The sequence below is a fragment of the Actinopolymorpha alba DSM 45243 genome, assembly GCF_000373925.1.
In the GTDB taxonomy this organism is placed as follows: domain Bacteria; phylum Actinomycetota; class Actinomycetes; order Propionibacteriales; family Actinopolymorphaceae; genus Actinopolymorpha; species Actinopolymorpha alba.
Genome location: NZ_KB892739.1, coordinates 1 through 15332, shown reverse-complemented (window position 1 = coordinate 15332; position 15332 = coordinate 1). Strand labels below are relative to the sequence as shown.

The 15332-nt window shown below is 64.1% G+C and carries 15 protein-coding genes and 1 riboswitch; of the genes, 10 read left to right on the top strand and 5 right to left on the bottom strand.

The genetic code is table 11. From position 1 onward, the window contains the following. Window positions 1-226: 226 nt before the first annotated feature. Both B141_RS39380 and folP read left to right on the top strand, forming a co-directional pair. Entirely contained in the window at window positions 227-922 is a 696-nt protein-coding gene (locus B141_RS39380; RefSeq protein WP_157180856.1) for an aminoglycoside phosphotransferase family protein, read from the top strand. A 34-nt stretch (window positions 923-956) separates the two neighbouring features. Then, window positions 957-1049: riboswitch (ZMP/ZTP riboswitch) on the top strand. Between the two features lie 21 nt (window positions 1050-1070). Then, window positions 1071-1925: a dihydropteroate synthase gene (folP, locus tag B141_RS0107190; RefSeq protein ID WP_020574477.1), complete on the top strand. Its 855-nt coding sequence runs from the start codon at window positions 1071-1073 to the stop codon at window positions 1923-1925. Between the two features lie 42 nt (window positions 1926-1967). Here folP and B141_RS0107185 read toward each other — a convergent pair whose 3' ends face one another. Beyond that, entirely contained in the window at window positions 1968-3974 is a 2007-nt protein-coding gene (locus B141_RS0107185) for an elongation factor G (RefSeq protein ID WP_020574476.1), read from the bottom strand. A 270-nt stretch (window positions 3975-4244) separates the two neighbouring features. On the opposite strand from B141_RS0107185, the gene B141_RS39375 reads away from it, so the two are divergent. Beyond that, the gene (locus tag B141_RS39375) at window positions 4245-5045 is read left to right on the top strand and encodes a class I SAM-dependent methyltransferase (RefSeq protein ID WP_020574475.1); all 801 of its coding nucleotides are present in this window, start codon (window positions 4245-4247) and stop codon (window positions 5043-5045) included. Window positions 5046-5368: 323 nt separating this feature from the next. Here the strand turns inward: B141_RS39375 and B141_RS0107175 are convergent, their stop codons facing one another. Then, entirely contained in the window at window positions 5369-6061 is a 693-nt protein-coding gene (locus B141_RS0107175; RefSeq protein WP_020574474.1) for a response regulator transcription factor, read from the bottom strand. Beyond that, a complete protein-coding gene (locus tag B141_RS0107170) occupies window positions 6058-7308 on the bottom strand; it encodes a sensor histidine kinase (protein ID WP_026256990.1) in 1251 nt (416 codons plus the stop codon). The genes B141_RS0107175 and B141_RS0107170 overlap by 4 nt, the downstream gene beginning before the upstream one ends. A gap of 312 nt (window positions 7309-7620) precedes the next feature. Here B141_RS0107170 and B141_RS0107165 point away from each other — a divergent pair, with 312 nt between their 5' ends. From B141_RS0107165 to B141_RS39370, 5 genes are all read left to right on the top strand, one after another. After that, window positions 7621-8574, top strand: a complete 954-nt coding sequence (locus B141_RS0107165; RefSeq protein WP_157180855.1) for a carotenoid biosynthesis protein — start codon at window positions 7621-7623, stop codon at window positions 8572-8574. A gap of 198 nt (window positions 8575-8772) precedes the next feature. Then, window positions 8773-9255 carry a DUF6220 domain-containing protein gene (locus B141_RS0107160; protein WP_020574471.1) on the top strand — a complete coding sequence of 161 codons (483 nt, stop codon included), beginning with the start codon at window positions 8773-8775 and terminating at the stop codon, window positions 9253-9255. Beyond that, entirely contained in the window at window positions 9252-11255 is a 2004-nt protein-coding gene (locus B141_RS0107155) for a multicopper oxidase family protein (RefSeq protein WP_040420627.1), read from the top strand. Before B141_RS0107160 ends, B141_RS0107155 begins: the two co-directional genes overlap by 4 nt. Window positions 11256-11322: 67 nt before the next feature. Further along, entirely contained in the window at window positions 11323-11532 is a 210-nt protein-coding gene (locus B141_RS0107150) for a hypothetical protein (protein WP_020574469.1), read from the top strand. 101 nt (window positions 11533-11633) lie between these two features. Next, entirely contained in the window at window positions 11634-12143 is a 510-nt protein-coding gene (locus B141_RS39370) for a DUF418 domain-containing protein (RefSeq protein ID WP_020574468.1), read from the top strand. Here the strand turns inward: B141_RS39370 and B141_RS0107140 are convergent. Beyond that, window positions 12109-12663 carry a hypothetical protein gene (locus B141_RS0107140; RefSeq protein ID WP_020574467.1) on the bottom strand — a complete coding sequence of 185 codons (555 nt, stop codon included), beginning with the start codon at window positions 12661-12663 and terminating at the stop codon, window positions 12109-12111. The genes B141_RS39370 and B141_RS0107140 overlap by 35 nt on opposite strands. Window positions 12664-13129: 466 nt before the next feature. Between B141_RS0107140 and B141_RS0107135 the strand changes: the two genes are divergently transcribed. Further along, window positions 13130-13651, top strand: coding sequence for a GNAT family N-acetyltransferase (locus B141_RS0107135; RefSeq protein WP_026256989.1), 522 nt, complete (start codon window positions 13130-13132; stop codon window positions 13649-13651). An 82-nt stretch (window positions 13652-13733) separates the two neighbouring features. Next, on the top strand, window positions 13734-14744 hold the full coding sequence (locus tag B141_RS0107130; RefSeq protein ID WP_026256988.1) for a DUF6528 family protein: 1011 nt from the start codon (window positions 13734-13736) through the stop codon (window positions 14742-14744). Window positions 14745-15106: 362 nt separating this feature from the next. Here the strand turns inward: B141_RS0107130 and B141_RS39365 are convergent. Further along, window positions 15107-15332, bottom strand: a 226-nt coding sequence (locus tag B141_RS39365; protein ID WP_020574464.1) for a transposase, incomplete at its 5' end; no start/stop codon positions are given.

Below are 15332 nucleotides of genomic sequence, written 5' to 3'. Positions count from 1 at the left end.
GCCGATGCCCGCGAGTCCTGTCGGCCTGGAGTTCTTCGAGCGGGCGCATCTTTCGTACTCCGCGACTGGCAGTGGCGATGACTGCGGTGGCGGCGCAGATGCCGGCGAACGCGGCGAAGGCCCAGTGCCCACCCCACAACTCGGTTTCCTTAGCCGCTTGTAGCTGGTCCAGGCGGTCCGGTGGTCTGCTGGGCAACAAGGTCGTACCTCCTCCATGATGGAGGCCATGAATGAGCAGCCCCTCGCTGGTGGCCACCTGACGGATGAGGTTGTACGCGTCGGCTCGACGGTCCGACGGACTCGGGGCCCGCACTCGACGTATGTAGCGTCGCTGCTGGGGTATCTGGAGTCCGTCGGGTATTCCTTTGCGCCTCGATACCTTGGCATTGACGAGGCTGGTCGGGACATCTTCACGTACATCCCCGGCAGCATTTCGGATCACCCACGCCAGCGTGCGTGTGGCGCAGCCAAGCTGGGTGCCAGAATGCTCCGTGATCTCCATGACATAACCGCGGGGCATCCTCTCGCCGACGGAGAGGAATGCATCACCCATGGCGATGCGGGCTCTACAAACACCCTGTTCCAAGACGGTTACCCGGTCGCATTCATCGACTGGGACTTTGCTGGCCCTGGGAATCGCATCGACGATGTTGCCTACATGGCGTGGAGTTGGTGCATCTATCCAGTAGATCAGATCCCGATCTCGCAGCAAGCCGACCAGGTTCGGGAAGTGCGCTATGGCTACGGCCATCCGTGGGTTGAGGAACTCGTACATGCCATGGTCGGTCAGCAGACAGCCTTGATCGCTGAGGAGTCGGTGCACCTCACCGATCTCGCACTACCAGCGGCCCGACGAGATCAAGCGCGGCACGCAATCGAATGGGCGACCGCCTGCCGAGAGATCGTCAACCGGCATACGTAGATCTTCCTATCCGCTCTGCGTGACCAGTAGACTGCGGTTGAGCCGTGACTGGCGACTTGAGATGGATGTAACCATCGGGGAGCGGCTCCATCAAAGGGATGTTGTGCCGTGCGCCTGGGCTTCTGGGATCGACCTGGGAGACACGGCTATGGTCCAACATCTTGATTCCGCGGTAGTACCCTCGGGTCGGCCTCGGCTTGTCGGGATCGTCAACATCACCACCGACTCGTTCTCGGATGGTGGCAGGTTCCTGGCCGCCGAGGACGCGATTGCGCATGCTTGGCGATTGCGTGCGGCGGGCGCCGACATCATTGAGCTTGGCCCGGCGGCGAGCAATCCAAGCGCCCAGAGGGTGACCGCTGATGAAGAGATACGGCGGCTGGCTGACGTCATCGACGAGCTGGTAGCCGCGGACATACCGGTGTCGGTTGACTCGTTCCTGCCTGAGACCCAACGCTTTGCCGCCGCGCGCGGCGCCTCGTACCTGAACGACATCCAAGGCTTCCCCGATGCCAGCCGCTACCGGGAGTTGGCCGACCTGGGATGTCGGCTGATCGTCATGCATTCCGTGCAACGCAGAGGGCCAGCCACCGAAGTGTTGACCGCTGCCGAAACGGTGTGGAAGGGCATCGAGGGGTTCTTCAGGGGGCGCTTGGCCGCACTACAAAGGGCCGGTGTCAGCCGTGAACGGCTGATCATCGATCCCGGACTCGGTTATTTTCTGGGCAGAACTCCAGAGCCCTCGCTGATGGCTCTGGCCCGGATCGGCGCGTTGAAGTCTCAGCTCGGACTGCCGGTCCTGGTCTCGCCGTCCCGAAAGTCGTTCCTACGCTCCCTCACTGGTCGTGATCTGGACAACATCGGCCCTGCGAGTCTCGCTGCAGAACTATATGCCGCGCGCCAGGGGGTCGACTTCATCCGCACTCACGACGTCGCCGCTATTCGGGATGCGCTCACCATCTGGGATGCTCTGGGCGCACGTCCTCCAGTCACGCGGCGATGACGCTGGTGGCCGTTGGGGGGAAACTCGCCGATCGCTACCTCGTTATCCGCGCTTGGCGAGGTGGCTGAGGTATTCCTTGCGATTGAGCGGATTGGCGTCGGTGCGAGCGCGACGGGGTGGGGTGCCGGTGACTGGGCGGTAGCCGGCGAACTCGGTGAGGACGATCCCTTCGCCCCTGGTGAGTCCAGGGATTTGGCGTTCGAGGTTGTGGACAGCTCGTGCCGGAATCCTGCCGTCGAGATGGCCCGACTCTCCTTGGATGGTGGTGTTTTCGGGTGTGGCGTCGAGTTCGATGAGTTTGGCCATGGTGACGCTGACCGTGTCTTTGGGGACCTCCAGTTCGAAGTGGTTGAGCGGCTCGCAGACCTGCGTGCCGGCCTGTAGGAGGGCCGCCATCAGGACGAGTGCCGTCATCGCGCGGAAGTCGCCACCCGTGCTGCCGATGCTGTCGTACGCTCCAAGAGTCAATGTCACCTTGCAGTCGGGCACGTCCCAGCCGAACAAGCCTTGGTGGAGAGTTTCGTACACTGTTTCCTCGATTGCAGTGTGGTAGACCCGCAAGAGCAGGCCGGGTTCGATGCCGACTTCGTAGGTGACCCCGGCGCCAGGTGGCGCTGGCTCAATGCGCAGGCCTACGGTCGCGGCGATGGGGACGTGCTCATGTAGGCCCATATGTTCGTACGCCTCGCCAGTGCCGATAACGCGCTCAACATGGATAGTCCGAGTTTCCTCGAATTCGACTTCAATGCCAAATTCTTCGACGATCTGGGCTTCGAGGACTTCTCTTTGCACCTCGCCGTAGAGGCAGACGGTTGTTTCCTGAGCGAGGTCGTTTCGTCGAATATTGATCAGCGGGTCTTGCTCCGCAAGTTTTTGTAACGCAGCATGGAGCGCGATCCGGTCGTCGGGATGCTTTGATTTGATTACTGTTTCTAACGTGGGTGGCGCAAAGGACGCCTCAGCACGTGCCTGCTTGGAGCGGCCGAGCTGATCGCCGATCTGGATGTCTGCGAGTCCCCAGATCTTGCCGATGTTTCCCATGGACACCTTGGCGGCTTGCATCGTACGGCCATCTTCGAATACATGGATGGCCGTAACCTTTCCCTCGTACTCGTTGACGTTTGCGTGTGCTGTTCGCCTTGAGAAGACGACGCGGTCGCGGACGCCGATCGCACCCGAATACAGCCTGACGTAGGCGACCTTCTCGCCGGCCCGACCGCGTTCGATCTTGAACACCGTGCCGCTCAAGTCTTCGGCACCGCTCAGCTCCTCGCCTGGTGGGGCGCTTGGTTCCAGGAGGTCGCGGATTCCTCGGACGAGATCGGGAACCCCAGCGCCCGTGATGGCTGAGCCGAAGTAGATCGGATGCACCAGACCTTGTTTGGTCTGAGCTGCCAGGTTTCGTTCCAGGAAGGCGCCGTCGAGGCCCCGTGAACTATAGAGGTACGCATCGAGCAGTGACTCGTCGTTCTCCCCAAGGACTTCCACGATCTGCTCGAGGTGTTGGTCGTCATCGAGCGTGCAGGGAGTTACGGTCGCGTTCTTCGCGCCAAGGCAGCTCACTCGGCTCATTGCGATCACCTGAGGTGTGAGCTTGGCTGCGATGTCGCCTAACAACCTGTCGTATTGGGCGCCCATCCGGTCGACCTTGTTCACGAAGAACACGGTCGGAATGCGTAACCTCTTCAAGGTACGCATGAGAACCCGGGTGTGAGCCTGGACCCCTTCGACCGCAGATATGACGAGCACCGCGGCATCGAGCGCGAGGAGGGCGCGCTCGACCTCCGCGATGAATTCGGAGTGCCCGGGCGTGTCGATCAGGTTGATCTTTGCCTCTTCGATCGTGAAGGACACCACGGCCGCCTTGATCGTGATGCCGCGTCGCCGTTCCAGATCGAGAGTGTCCGTCTGAGTCGTACCCCTGTCGACGCTGCCTAGTTTGCTGATGACGCCCGCGTCGAACAGCAGGCGTTCGGTCAGGCTGGTCTTGCCGGCGTCAACATGGGCGACGATTCCAAGGTTTAAAGGTGAACGGGGCGAAGACGCCATGAGGTTTCGTTGTCCCTCCGCGGACGCTCAGTGGCACTGACAGTTGGGGCAGTTCGTGAGTGCCACGCATGGCGACCTCCTCATCCGTTCAGAGGGACAACGATTCCTTAGCCGTACGCTGATTCCTTGCGCAGGCGGGCTTTGGCGCAAGGTTACACCAAACCGTGTAGGTTCAATGTACGATCTCGCATCGATGCATCACCAGAGGCGTCCGGCCAGCTTCACCAATTGGCTGGCCGATTCCGCCCATGTCGCCCTATCCTCGCTGGCATGGAACCCGCCGAGATCGCCCGATTTACCGAGGTCAATCGTCACGCGTGGGACACGATCGCTCTCGTACGCGGTGAAGGCCTTCACTCGGGAGAGCTGTTCGCGCAGGGTGAGGCAAACCTACCCGCCAACGAGCTGCCCATCTCGGATTGGCGCGGTCTCGACGTACTTCATCTGCAGTGCGCATCCGGCGAAGACACTCTCAGCCTTGCCCTCGCTGGAGCGCGGGTCACGGGTGTGGACATCGCGCCGGAAAACATCAGGCACGCTCGCCGTAAGGCCAAGCTCGCAGGCTTGGATGCCACCTTCGTCGCGGCGGACGTCTATCAGCTTCCTCCTGAGCTGCTGGCTGGTGGGTTTGATGTGGTCTTCCTGAGCTGCGGAGCCTTGGGTTGGCTACCAGACATCAAGCGATGGGCCGGCATCGTCACATCGTCGTTGAAGATGGGTGGGCGTCTGCTCGTCGACGAGATCCATCCGCTCTTCATCTGCCTCGAGTACGACGGCAGCCGGTACGTAGCCGTTGAGGACTACTTTCGGCGGGATCGGCCACAGTGGAACGCTGCCGGCCCGCCAGGCTTGGCCGGCACCGGACCGGACGACATCATGCCGGGAACCGTGGAGTTCCGCTGGCCCCTCGGCGATATCATCACGGCACTTGCGTGGGCAGGTATGCGCATCGAACTCCTGGACGAGTATCCGAACGACAGGCCAGAGCTCCCGGCCGAGCAGCAGGAGAGGCTCCGCAAGCTTCCCGGTGGTTTCGTACTGTTGGCAACGAAAGATCGGGACCGCACCTGACTTTCGGCGTGTTCGACGGTGCGCGCACCTGGTTGTACCGTCACCCGAACCCGCCGGAGGAGTTTCGGGAAAGTTCAGAGAAGGTGGGCGTCCTCGTCTTCGTCGGCCGACACTCTGCTGTGTTGGGGAGCTCTCTCGTGGAGCTCGGTGGTGTGACGACGGCGACGGTGACCGAAGCCGTTCGAGATAGCGGAATTCGATCTCACCTTCACCGGCATGGACACCGGCACCACCGAAATTGTCAGCCCCGGACCCGACAGCGTGTGGGAAGACCTGCTAGCTAGCGATGCCGCCACGCATCGCTGAAGCGAGCAGCTCCATGGTCAAGGGCTGGCCAGTCCTGTTTGGAACGCGATGACGACCAGCTGCGCGCGGTCACGTGCACCCAGTTTCACCATCGCATGGCTGACATGGGTGCGGGCGGTCGCCGGGCTGAGGAACAGCTCGGCGCCGATCTCGTCGTTGCTCATTCCGCGCCCCACCAGAGCCACCACCTCACGCTCGCGCTGGGTCAGCACGGCCAGTCGGTTCTCCCCGTCCTGGGCGGCTGTTCGTTGCGTGGTGAACTGGGCGATCAGGCGTCGGGTGATCCGCGGTGCGAGCAGGGCGTCTCCGGCGGCGACGACCCGGATGCCATGAAGGAGCTCGGCCGGTCCGGCGTCTTTGAGTAGGAAGCCGCTTGCGCCGGCTCGCAGCCCCTCGAAAACGTAGGCATCGGTGTCGTAGGTGGTCAGGATCAGGATTCGGACCTTCTGCAGGCCGTGCGTCTTGGCGATCTGGCTGGTCGCCTGGATCCCGTCCATTTCTGGCATGCGGATGTCCATGAGCACAACGTCGGGGCGGGTGGCGCGGGCTCGTTCGACGGCCTCGGCACCGTTGGTGGCTTCCCCGACCACCTCGATGTCGTCTTCGACGTCGAGCAGGACCTTGAACCCGGATCGCACAAGACCCTCATCGTCGGCGAGCAGAACCTTGATCGGAGCCTTGCCAGGCGACGATGCGGCTGCGGCGTTCATAGGTGCGCCGTTCCGGTCGGCGCCAGGGGCAACCTCGCCTTGACTTCGAACCCTCCGCCCGGCAGCGACCTGGCGGTGAGTTCTCCTCCCAGGAGCTGGCAGCGTTCGCGCATTCCAAGGATCCCGCGGCCTGGCTCAGCCGAGCGACCGGTGCCGTTGCTCGTCGGATGCTGGGCCCGTGGACGATAGTCCGAAGGCCCACCAGCTGGGGCGCCTCGGCGACCCTCATCGCTCACACGGACCTCCAAGACATCGATTCCATAGTCCAGCGCTACCGTCACCCGGGTCGGGCCGACGTGGCGGATCACGTTGGTGATCGACTCCTGCAGGACTCGGTACGCCGCGCTGCCAACCGCGCTCGGTAGTGGCACCGCTGGCGGCATTGCCTCGAGGTTGATGTCGAGTCCGGCATCGCGCGCCTTCGCGGTGAGTTCGTCGATCTGCCCCAGGCCCGGGTGCGGCACTCGCCCGTCGTTGGCGTCGCGAAGGACCCCGAGGATGGCCCGCATCTCCCGCAACGCCTGCGAGCTCGTCTGCTCGATGGCTATCAGCGCCTCGCGAGCCTGTTCGGGCCGCTTGTCGAGCACGTGTGCGGTGACACCGGCCTGGACATTGATGATCGCGATGGCGTGCGCGACGGTGTCGTGGACCTCGCGCGCGATCCGCAGCCGTTCGGCGTCAACCCGCGAGCGTGCTTCTTCCTCCCGAGTGTGTTCAGCGCGCTCAGCGCGCTCCTGTGCCTCGGCCGCGATGAATCGCCTGGACCGGACCGACTCGCCAAGGGCGGCGCTCATGACCGAGGCCCCGATCCGGAAGAACACCCATCCGATGGCGGCGCGTGGCTCGATGTCAGCCGCGAAGACCAGCCAAGCGACGGTCAGCACCCCGATACCGACGCCAGCTGTCACCAGCGACCGGCGCCCATCGCCGTAGGCGGTCAGCGTGTACAGGGCGACGAAGAGTCCGAGCCAGGTGGGTGCGTCCGGGAAGTCGAAGCCGTAGTAAACCAGGCTGGCGAGGGCGGTCGTGACGAACACTGGCACCGGCCACCGGCGGCGGACGGCAATGACCAGGCCACTCACGATCGGCAGGGCGTATCCCAGGTACCCGAGATCGGTGAGGGGCCGTGACACGGACTCTCCGGCTACGCGGTCGATGCCCTGAACCTGCATCACGGTGATGAAGAGCGCGAGCAACACGTCCTGCGCCATGACAGGCAGGCGGAACGACGGTGCTCGGCGTTGCATCCCGTCATCATAGGGTTCCCGCGCGGGGAACCGGCTCCAGCCAGACGCGCGACCATCTACGACGAGGAGCGCGATCAGAGCAGCTTCGCCTACGTAGATCTGCGTAGGCGACGCCATCCGCTGTCGGAGGCCACGGCCGCCTCGACGGCGCGACGATCGATCCCGTGAAAGGACGTACGGACGTCTCCGTAAGCACAGCCCGCGAACTGGATGCCGTTCGCTGAGCGGGCACACGTCGGTCCCAGAAATCTTCCCAGATACCAGGGTCATCAAGACAAACCGGATGCACCGTGTGACCACCGAATGTCCGTATTGACCAAGGCGAAGCCATATGTCCACAGCCCAGGCAACAAGCAGCAAAGCGACCTTCAGCCGCCTCCACAAGTCCATCCCCGCGAGGTCTTCATGACTACAGCAGTCCTCACGGCCCTCATCGCAGCCGGCTTGATCGCGGCGATGTTCATTCCCGGAATTGGGATACCGCTGATCGTCGTGCAAGTCGGATTTCTTGCGCTGCATGGCTCGCGGCGCTACGGGTGGCGCGCTATCACCGTCTTCATCGTGGCGGGCTTAGTGATCAGTAACCTTCTGGAGAACCTGAGCATCCAGACCGGTTTCCCGTTCGGGCACTACCACTACACCGGAGACGGCAAGATCTTCCAGGTGCCGTGGTACATCGGCCCCGCCTACCTGGCCATCGGCTACCTGGCATGGATCGTCGCCACGAGCCTGCTCGCCGACGTCCACCGCAACTCACCCTGGCTGACCACGATCGGTACCCCGATCGTCGGCGCGTCCGCCATGACCGCCTGGGACCTGGCAATGGACCCGAGCAGCGCGACGATCAACCAATGGTGGATCTGGGAAAACGGCGGAGGCTTCTTCGGCGTACCTCTCGTCAACTTCCTGGGCTGGACGTTCACCGTCTACCTGTACATGCAAGCCTTCGCCCTCTACCTGCGCAGCCGCGGCCCGGCGCCATCAGCAGCGCGGACACGAACCGTCAGTGACCTTCAAGCAGTCATTCTTTACGCGGCAACGACGCTGTCATTTTTCGCCGCGTACTTCAAAAGCGACCGCACCACGGTCACCGACGCCACCGGCCACACCTGGCAAACCAGCGACATCTACGAAACCTCCATCCTGCTCGCCGTCTACGGCATGCTCTTCCTCGCACTCCTCGCTTCGCTGCGGATCGCCCAGCGGCACTCCGAAAGATCAGGGACGTCAACGGTCGTGGCCGCCAGCCAAACCCAGGTTCCCTGAAGCCGCATCGTAGGTGCTGGGCTCCCTCTCAACCGCGCGACGAGCTACGACGACGAGCGCGATTCTGCACGAGTTGTCTACGCAGATCTGCGTAGGCACTGCCATCCACTGTCGGAGGCGGCGACGGCATCGTCGGCGGGACCATCGCTTACGTGAACCCGCCTACTGCGATTCAACCAACCTGAAGGAGTTCTCCCCATGCGTAAGGTCTTTGCGGTGATGGCGCGCCTGCTGATGCTGGCCATCGTCGTGCAGTTCTACTTTGCCGCGATGGGTGCGTTCGACAGCGCGCCCAACGACGAGGCATTCCAGCCGCACCGTGGGTTGGGGTACGGGATCGTCCTCATCGCGGTTCTGACGACCTTGGTCGCCGCGCTGGCGCGGATGCCCGGGCGGCTCATCGGGACAACCGGTCTGGTCGCCGGGTTGGGGGTTGTCCAGGGTGTGATCGCGCTGATCGCCAAGGCGTTCAATGACGCGGGCGACACCAGCACGACGGCCGGCAAGCTCGTCTTCGGTCTGCACGCGGTCAACGGCCTGATCATCATGGGGGTGGTCGGGAGGATCATCCGGCAGACGCGAGAGCTGTCGGGACCCGCGGCGCCCACTCGAGGAGCCGGCACGGGCGAGGACGCCAGGGCGGCCGGTTCCGCGGCGGGATCCGCTCAGCCGGCGTCATGACAACGAGTCAGTTGATTCTCCTGGACCATGCGGTCGCACTGCTGAGCGTCGCCGCATGGTTCGCGACCGGTGTCACCCTGGCCATCCGGCGCGCCCGGCTCGCGTTCGCTCTCCTGGCGGCGGCCGTGCTGATGATCCTTGGCCGGGTGGTCACGGTGGCGATGCTGGCCGGCCGGGGCTGGTGGTTCGTACAGGAGAAGGTTCTGCTGGGGCTGCCGCTGCTCGCGGTCACCGGATTGGCCGCCGTGCTGATCGCTGGCCCGCGGCTACTCGATACGAGGCGGACGCCGAGCAAACCGGTGCCGGCAAGTAACGTTGTCGCGTTACTTGCCGCCGCTTACGCGGCGCTGGCAGGCCTCGTGGTGACCTTCCTGGCCGGGTACCCCCTCACCTGGGGCACCGCGCTGATCGCCATCGCGCTGGTGGGCGCGGGCGCCCTGCTGACCGCGCGAGTGCTCGCGGCACCGGCCGAGAAGACCGCTGACAGCCACCCTGGGTTCTCGCGCCGCCGGTTCATCACCGTTGCAGGTGGCGCGGTCGTGGTGGGTGCAGGGGGCGCCGGTGTCGGACTGTCACTCATGCCTGCTGAATCCGTCACTGCTGGAGGCGGTCCGAGTCCTTTGTCCGGCTCCCGAGCCGCCGTGTCAGTGACCGATCTGCGCGGTGCCCGCAGACCGACTCCGGGGGGCACCAGGAGGCAGTACGAACTCACCGCCCAGACGGCCAGGGTCAGACTCCCGTCCGGTCGTGAGATCGATGCGTGGACCTATGGCGGGCAGGTGCCCGGTCCGGCGATCACCGCCACCGAAGGTGATCTGATCAAGGTCACCTTGCGCAACACCGACATCGAGGACGGAGTGACCCTGCATTGGCACGGCTATGACGTGGCTTGCGGTGACGATGGCGCACCGGGCGTAACGCAGGACGTCGTTGCCCCTGGGCAGGAGTTCGTCTACCAGTTCCGTGCCGACCAGGTGGGGACCTACTGGTACCACACCCACCAGGCTTCGCACCGCGGCGTGCGCAGAGGGCTGTACGGGACCCTCGTCGTGACACCACGCGACAGACGGCAGGGGGATGAAGCGGCTGATGCAGAGAAGCTGGATCTGACCCTGCCGGTGCACACGTTCGACGGCATCATGGTGATCGCGGATCAGGACGGGCGTACCGAACACACCGCGCCAGCCGGTACGCCGGTGCGACTGCGGTTGATCAACACCGATTCAGTTCCGCACTGGTTCGCGCTGGCTGGAACGCCGTTCCGGGTGGCGGCCGTCGATGGCCGGGATCTCAACCGGCCCGGCGAGGTCCGAGGCGTCAAGCTTCGCTTGCCTGCGGGCGGTAGGTACGACCTGGTCTTCGGTATGCCCGACACCGCCGTGGCCCTCGTGCTCGACAACGATCGCGAGGGCGGGGTGCGGCTGCGCCCGCAGGCCGACTCAGCCGGTGGAACGCCGGCCATCGAAGACACCTCGGGCTGGCCCGAACTCGACCTTCTGCACTACGGAACTCCCGTCGCCGCGCCGTTCGATGCCGATGCCCCTGACCGGCAGTTCACGATCGTCCTGGACCGTGGTGTGGCCATGGTCGACGGTGGGCTGGCGTACGCACAGACGGTCAACGGTCGGGGGCACCCGTCGATCCCGGACCAGCTCGTCACCGAAGGCGATCTCGTCCGGTTCACCGTGGTCAACCGGAGCCTGGAAACGCATCCCTGGCATCTACACGGCCATCCGGTGCTGATCCTGTCCAGAGACGGGACTCCGTCGTCCGGAAGTCCCTTGTGGGTGGACACATTCGATGTCCGCCCAGGAGAGGTGTGGGAGGTCGCATTCAAGGCCGCGAACCCCGGGATCTGGATGAACCATTGCCACAATCTGCCGCACGCACATCAGGGAATGATGCTGCGGCTCCGCTACGACGGTGTTACCACGCCATTCGGCCACTCGCACACTGCCCGCGGCGTCGATTCGGCCAGGAACCCAAGCCATGGCCACTGATTCATCGTGCCCTGCTCGACAGCCGGCCCCGTGCTCGGAGGATCCCACGTCGGATCTCGTTTCCTACGTGCACAAGCACAGCCGCACCGTCATCGACGCCGAACTGCGGCGGCTTGCCCGCCGAGCTCCCTCCTTGCGCCGGTCCGATCTGGACGTCATCGACGCGGCGCTGGAGGAACTCGCCGATTCCTTGATCCTGGTCCGGCTGCGCAACGCGCCGCGGGACACCGCACCGCTGCTAAGGCGTCTCTTCGACACCCAGTGGGTGGACTCGTAAAACGTTCCATCGGTCCGCCCCACCAGCCGTTACATCGAGAACACCCCAACCGCCGGACAGCTCATGGATCTACCAGGGGTTAAAGGAGGTTCACGACACCCATGGCCACAACGACTGACCTTGAACCCGGCGTGCAGACCGGCCGCCGCATCGGCGAAGTGGACGCCATCCGCAGCCTCGCGCTGTTCGGGATCCTCATCACCAACGTCGTCGCCGCTGTGACCGGGATCCGGAGCATGCAGGGAGGGACGTTCGACCTCACCTACACCTTCGACAGCCCGATCGACCAGGCGGTGTCCGTGATCGTGGACACCGCCTTCGTGAACAAGTTCTTCGTGCTGTTCTCGTTCCTGTTCGGCTACTCGTTCACCCTGCAGATCGACGCCGCCACCCGCGCCCAGGCCCCGGCCGTGCCGCGCCTGCTGCGCCGGTCGGCCGCGCTGTTCGCTATCGGCGCGGTGCACGCCGCACTGCTGTGGTTCAGCAACATCCTCACCCTGTACGCCGCTTTGAGCCTGCTACTGAGTGGAGATCGGTCGCCGTCATCGCGCCGGGCGGCGTTCCGGGACCACTTGTTCACATGGTCCCGGCCGCCCGCTGCCGCGGCGTGACGGTCTCACCGGCGACCACGACCCGTGTGCATGCCTTGCCGTGGCCGAGCGCGTATTTCAGCGTCGGATAGAGCTGCGCGCTCATGATCCCGAACGCGAGCGCGAGCAACGCCCGCGGGCCCCAGCGCTGCACGATCTCCTCGCGGTACACGTCGGCCTCGGGGTCGTGAGCGATCACCGCTCGCGCGTACCGGACGCCGAGTGCGACGTCGCGCGACATCGCAGCCTCGTCGCCGGCGACGACCGCCGCGATCGTGGGCGCCGGGACACCGGCCTGCAGCGCGAAATCGACGCCGAGCTGCGTGCACGGCCCGCAATCGGCGTGCATCGCCGAGGTGAGCCCCGCCGCGAAGTACACGTCGAGCGGGACGTCCTTGCGGTACGTGCCGATGCCGGTCGCGAACCCGAACTTGAGAAACGCCCTGAGGTCGGTGTCGAGCACTTCGTGCATGAACGATGAGTCATAGCCATGCTGACGCTCGAATGCGCGGAGCTTGCGGCGAATCATCCACTTGAGCATGGAGCCTCCTTTACCTATAAGACGAATGGGCCGGCTCGAATGTGACATGATCCGTCGATCAGCGCGCCGATCTCGTTCGGCGCCAGGAGCCTGGCCGTGTGTGATCGTGGAGATTCCGGGGTGCTATGACCCCCTGGAGTTTCCACGATCTTGTTGGGGCGCCGCGGATGTGAGGCCAGTTCGGGGCTTTTGGGCACAGCGTCATCACCAGGCAGGCTGGATTGAGTGTGCTTCGTGGGGAGCCGTAGCGCTGGAACCTCGCGTCGAAGGATGCGAGGTCCTGCGTCGGGTCGCCGTCGGAGGCTACTTGCTGACTCCTCAGCAGAAGAATCCACGAGGAGCCTCGGGGCGACTGAGGGGAATCGAATCTCGCAGGCGATGCGTTCGGGAGTCAGGTCGATTGCCGGCGTCGTCGTCGTTCAGTAATTATCTCGCGGGGGTCGTGTTGCGCTGGCAGGGTTGCCGGATGCCGAGTGTACGACTGGAACCGCTGCGTATAACGGACTGGATGGCGGTGCATTCCTGGGCAAAGCTTCCGGAGGCCTGCCGGTACCAGCCCTATGGGCCCGATACAGAGGAGCAGACGCAAGGGTTTGTGAAAGCGGCGGTGAACGCCTGGACTGACAGCCCGCAGAAGTGGTTCGTCTACGCCGCGCGTGTCGACGGCCAGATCCTTGGCCTCGGTCAGCTGAACGTCGAGGATAGGCACCGGCAGGGCGAGATCTCATACGTTGTGCATCCACTGGTTTGGGGACGCGGGATCGGGACAGAGATTGGGTCCGGTCTTCTGACGATCGGGTTCGAGGAGATGGATCTGCACCGCATCTATGGCACCTGCGATCCGCGAAACCTCGCCTCGGCCGGTGTCCTGAAGAAGTTGGGCATGACGTACGAAGGCCGGATGCGACACACGATGCTGATCCGCGACGGATGGCGGGACTCTGAGCTCTTCAGCATCCTTGAGGACGAGTGGTCGGCGCGACCATGATCGGCAGGTCGCCCCACACCGCAAACGCTTGTGGTAGAGCAGTAGCCATCCCTACAGCCGCAGAACGTGAGGAGACACCTTCATGCGATGGACTGCCACAACGCGGCTCTGTGCGCTTATCGGGATGGTTTCGGTAGCTGCCGGAATCTTGTCAGGGGCACCGACGTCCGCTGGGGCGGCTGCCGACGAACAGCAGTACCTGGTCGCAGGCACGGACCAGGCATCACAACGAATTCTTGTTCTCGACCCGTCGGTCGAGAACTGGAACGAAGCGAACAACAGCAAGGCGCTGAAGTGGGCATGGCAGCCGACCGCTGCTGACGGTTTCACGGAACCGACACCGGGCTGGAGGTTGGTGGACGAGGCCAAGCTGCGCTACAGCAGGAAGTACGACACTCGTCTCGTACTAGCGACCGCATCGTATGGATTCGTCGGCCTGATTCGATACCCATCGGGCAAGAGGCAATGGTCGGTGAACGCTGACGACGGCATAGCCCCTCTTGACAATCCCCACTCCGCCGAGCTACTCCCGGACGGGAACGTCGCCGTAGCCGCCAGCACTGGAGGTTGGCTACGCGTCTACACCGCGTCCCAGGGAGCCAACTCACAAACCTACGTGCAGTACAACCTTCCTGATGCCCACGGCGTGCAATGGGACCCTGAGACCCGCATGATCTGGGCCCTGGGCGGCCATCACATTGTTGCGCTCAAGTACGGTGGCACGCCCGCCCAGCCCACCCTCACCGAGGTTCGCTCGACCGAGCTCCCTTCTCTGTGGGGGCATGATCTCCAGCCGGTCTATGGGAACCCAGACAGGTTCTGGGTGACCACCGGCTCACGCGTCTACCAGTACAGCGTTTCTAAGGACGAATTCACCACCGACTATCCCGACTCTGACAAACTCGACCGTGTCGGCGTCAAGTCGGTGAGCACGAATCCTGGGACCGGTCAGATACTCCAGACAAGACCAAAAGCCGGCTGCGCAACCAGCTGGTGCACCGACACGGTGGAATTCTTCGGACCCGACACCACGCGGACCAGGCCTGGCACCCAGTTCTACAAAGCGCGGTGGTGGGTAGCCGAGTCCCGCTGAACGCCCTAGCAAGATCGGGTTGCGGCGCGTACCTTTCCATGCATCCACCCATCCGTGCCCGTGGGTGGGAATGCCGTCGACGAACGCCTGAACGACGTTCAGACCAACAGGGTCAGGATCGAATCCGTCGAGCACCGCATGCCGGACAGCCTCTGCGGAGGTTGTTGTCGCGTGGACGACTTCGACGAGGAGCCCGTCCGGCGCAGGCGTCCGGCGGACAGGAATCCCAGGAAATCTGACATCCGCGTCGCGTGGGGCTACGCTCTGCCCGTTCGAGGCGGACATCCTTGTAGGCGGACCGCGGAGTTCAGTAGGATCTAGCGAGGAACCTCGGGCCTTCAGGCCCGGGGTGGAGTCGCTTCTTAAAGCCGGGGTGACTTGCACGGACGCACGGGTCTGCGCTGTCTGCCTCGGTCGGGATGCTTCTGGTTCTCGGTGTACTCCTTCACCACGGCGAGCGGGGCGCCTGCGCAGGATGCGGCGATGTAGGACGGGGACCAGAAGTGTTCACCCCACAGGTATTTGCGGATGTGTCCGGGGGACTCCTGCCGGAGCCTGGGGGTGGAGACGCCTTTGAGGCTGCCGACG

Coding starts and splice junctions, on each gene's coding strand:
- B141_RS39380 (WP_157180856.1), top strand. CDS start 227: ATGAATGAGCAGCCCCTCGCTGGTGGCCACCTGACGGATGAGGTTGTA.
- B141_RS0107170 (WP_026256990.1), bottom strand. CDS start 7,308: ATGCAACGCCGAGCACCGTCGTTCCGCCTGCCTGTCATGGCGCAGGAC.
- B141_RS0107175 (WP_020574474.1), bottom strand. CDS start 6,061: ATGAACGCCGCAGCCGCATCGTCGCCTGGCAAGGCTCCGATCAAGGTT.
- B141_RS0107185 (WP_020574476.1), bottom strand. CDS start 3,974: ATGGCGTCTTCGCCCCGTTCACCTTTAAACCTTGGAATCGTCGCCCAT.
- B141_RS0107160 (WP_020574471.1), top strand. CDS start 8,773: ATGCGTAAGGTCTTTGCGGTGATGGCGCGCCTGCTGATGCTGGCCATC.
- B141_RS0107140 (WP_020574467.1), bottom strand. CDS start 12,663: ATGCTCAAGTGGATGATTCGCCGCAAGCTCCGCGCATTCGAGCGTCAG.
- B141_RS39370 (WP_020574468.1), top strand. CDS start 11,634: ATGGCCACAACGACTGACCTTGAACCCGGCGTGCAGACCGGCCGCCGC.
- B141_RS0107135 (WP_026256989.1), top strand. CDS start 13,130: ATGCCGAGTGTACGACTGGAACCGCTGCGTATAACGGACTGGATGGCG.
- B141_RS0107155 (WP_040420627.1), top strand. CDS start 9,252: ATGACAACGAGTCAGTTGATTCTCCTGGACCATGCGGTCGCACTGCTG.
- B141_RS0107130 (WP_026256988.1), top strand. CDS start 13,734: ATGCGATGGACTGCCACAACGCGGCTCTGTGCGCTTATCGGGATGGTT.
- B141_RS39375 (WP_020574475.1), top strand. CDS start 4,245: ATGGAACCCGCCGAGATCGCCCGATTTACCGAGGTCAATCGTCACGCG.
- folP (WP_020574477.1), top strand. CDS start 1,071: ATGGTCCAACATCTTGATTCCGCGGTAGTACCCTCGGGTCGGCCTCGG.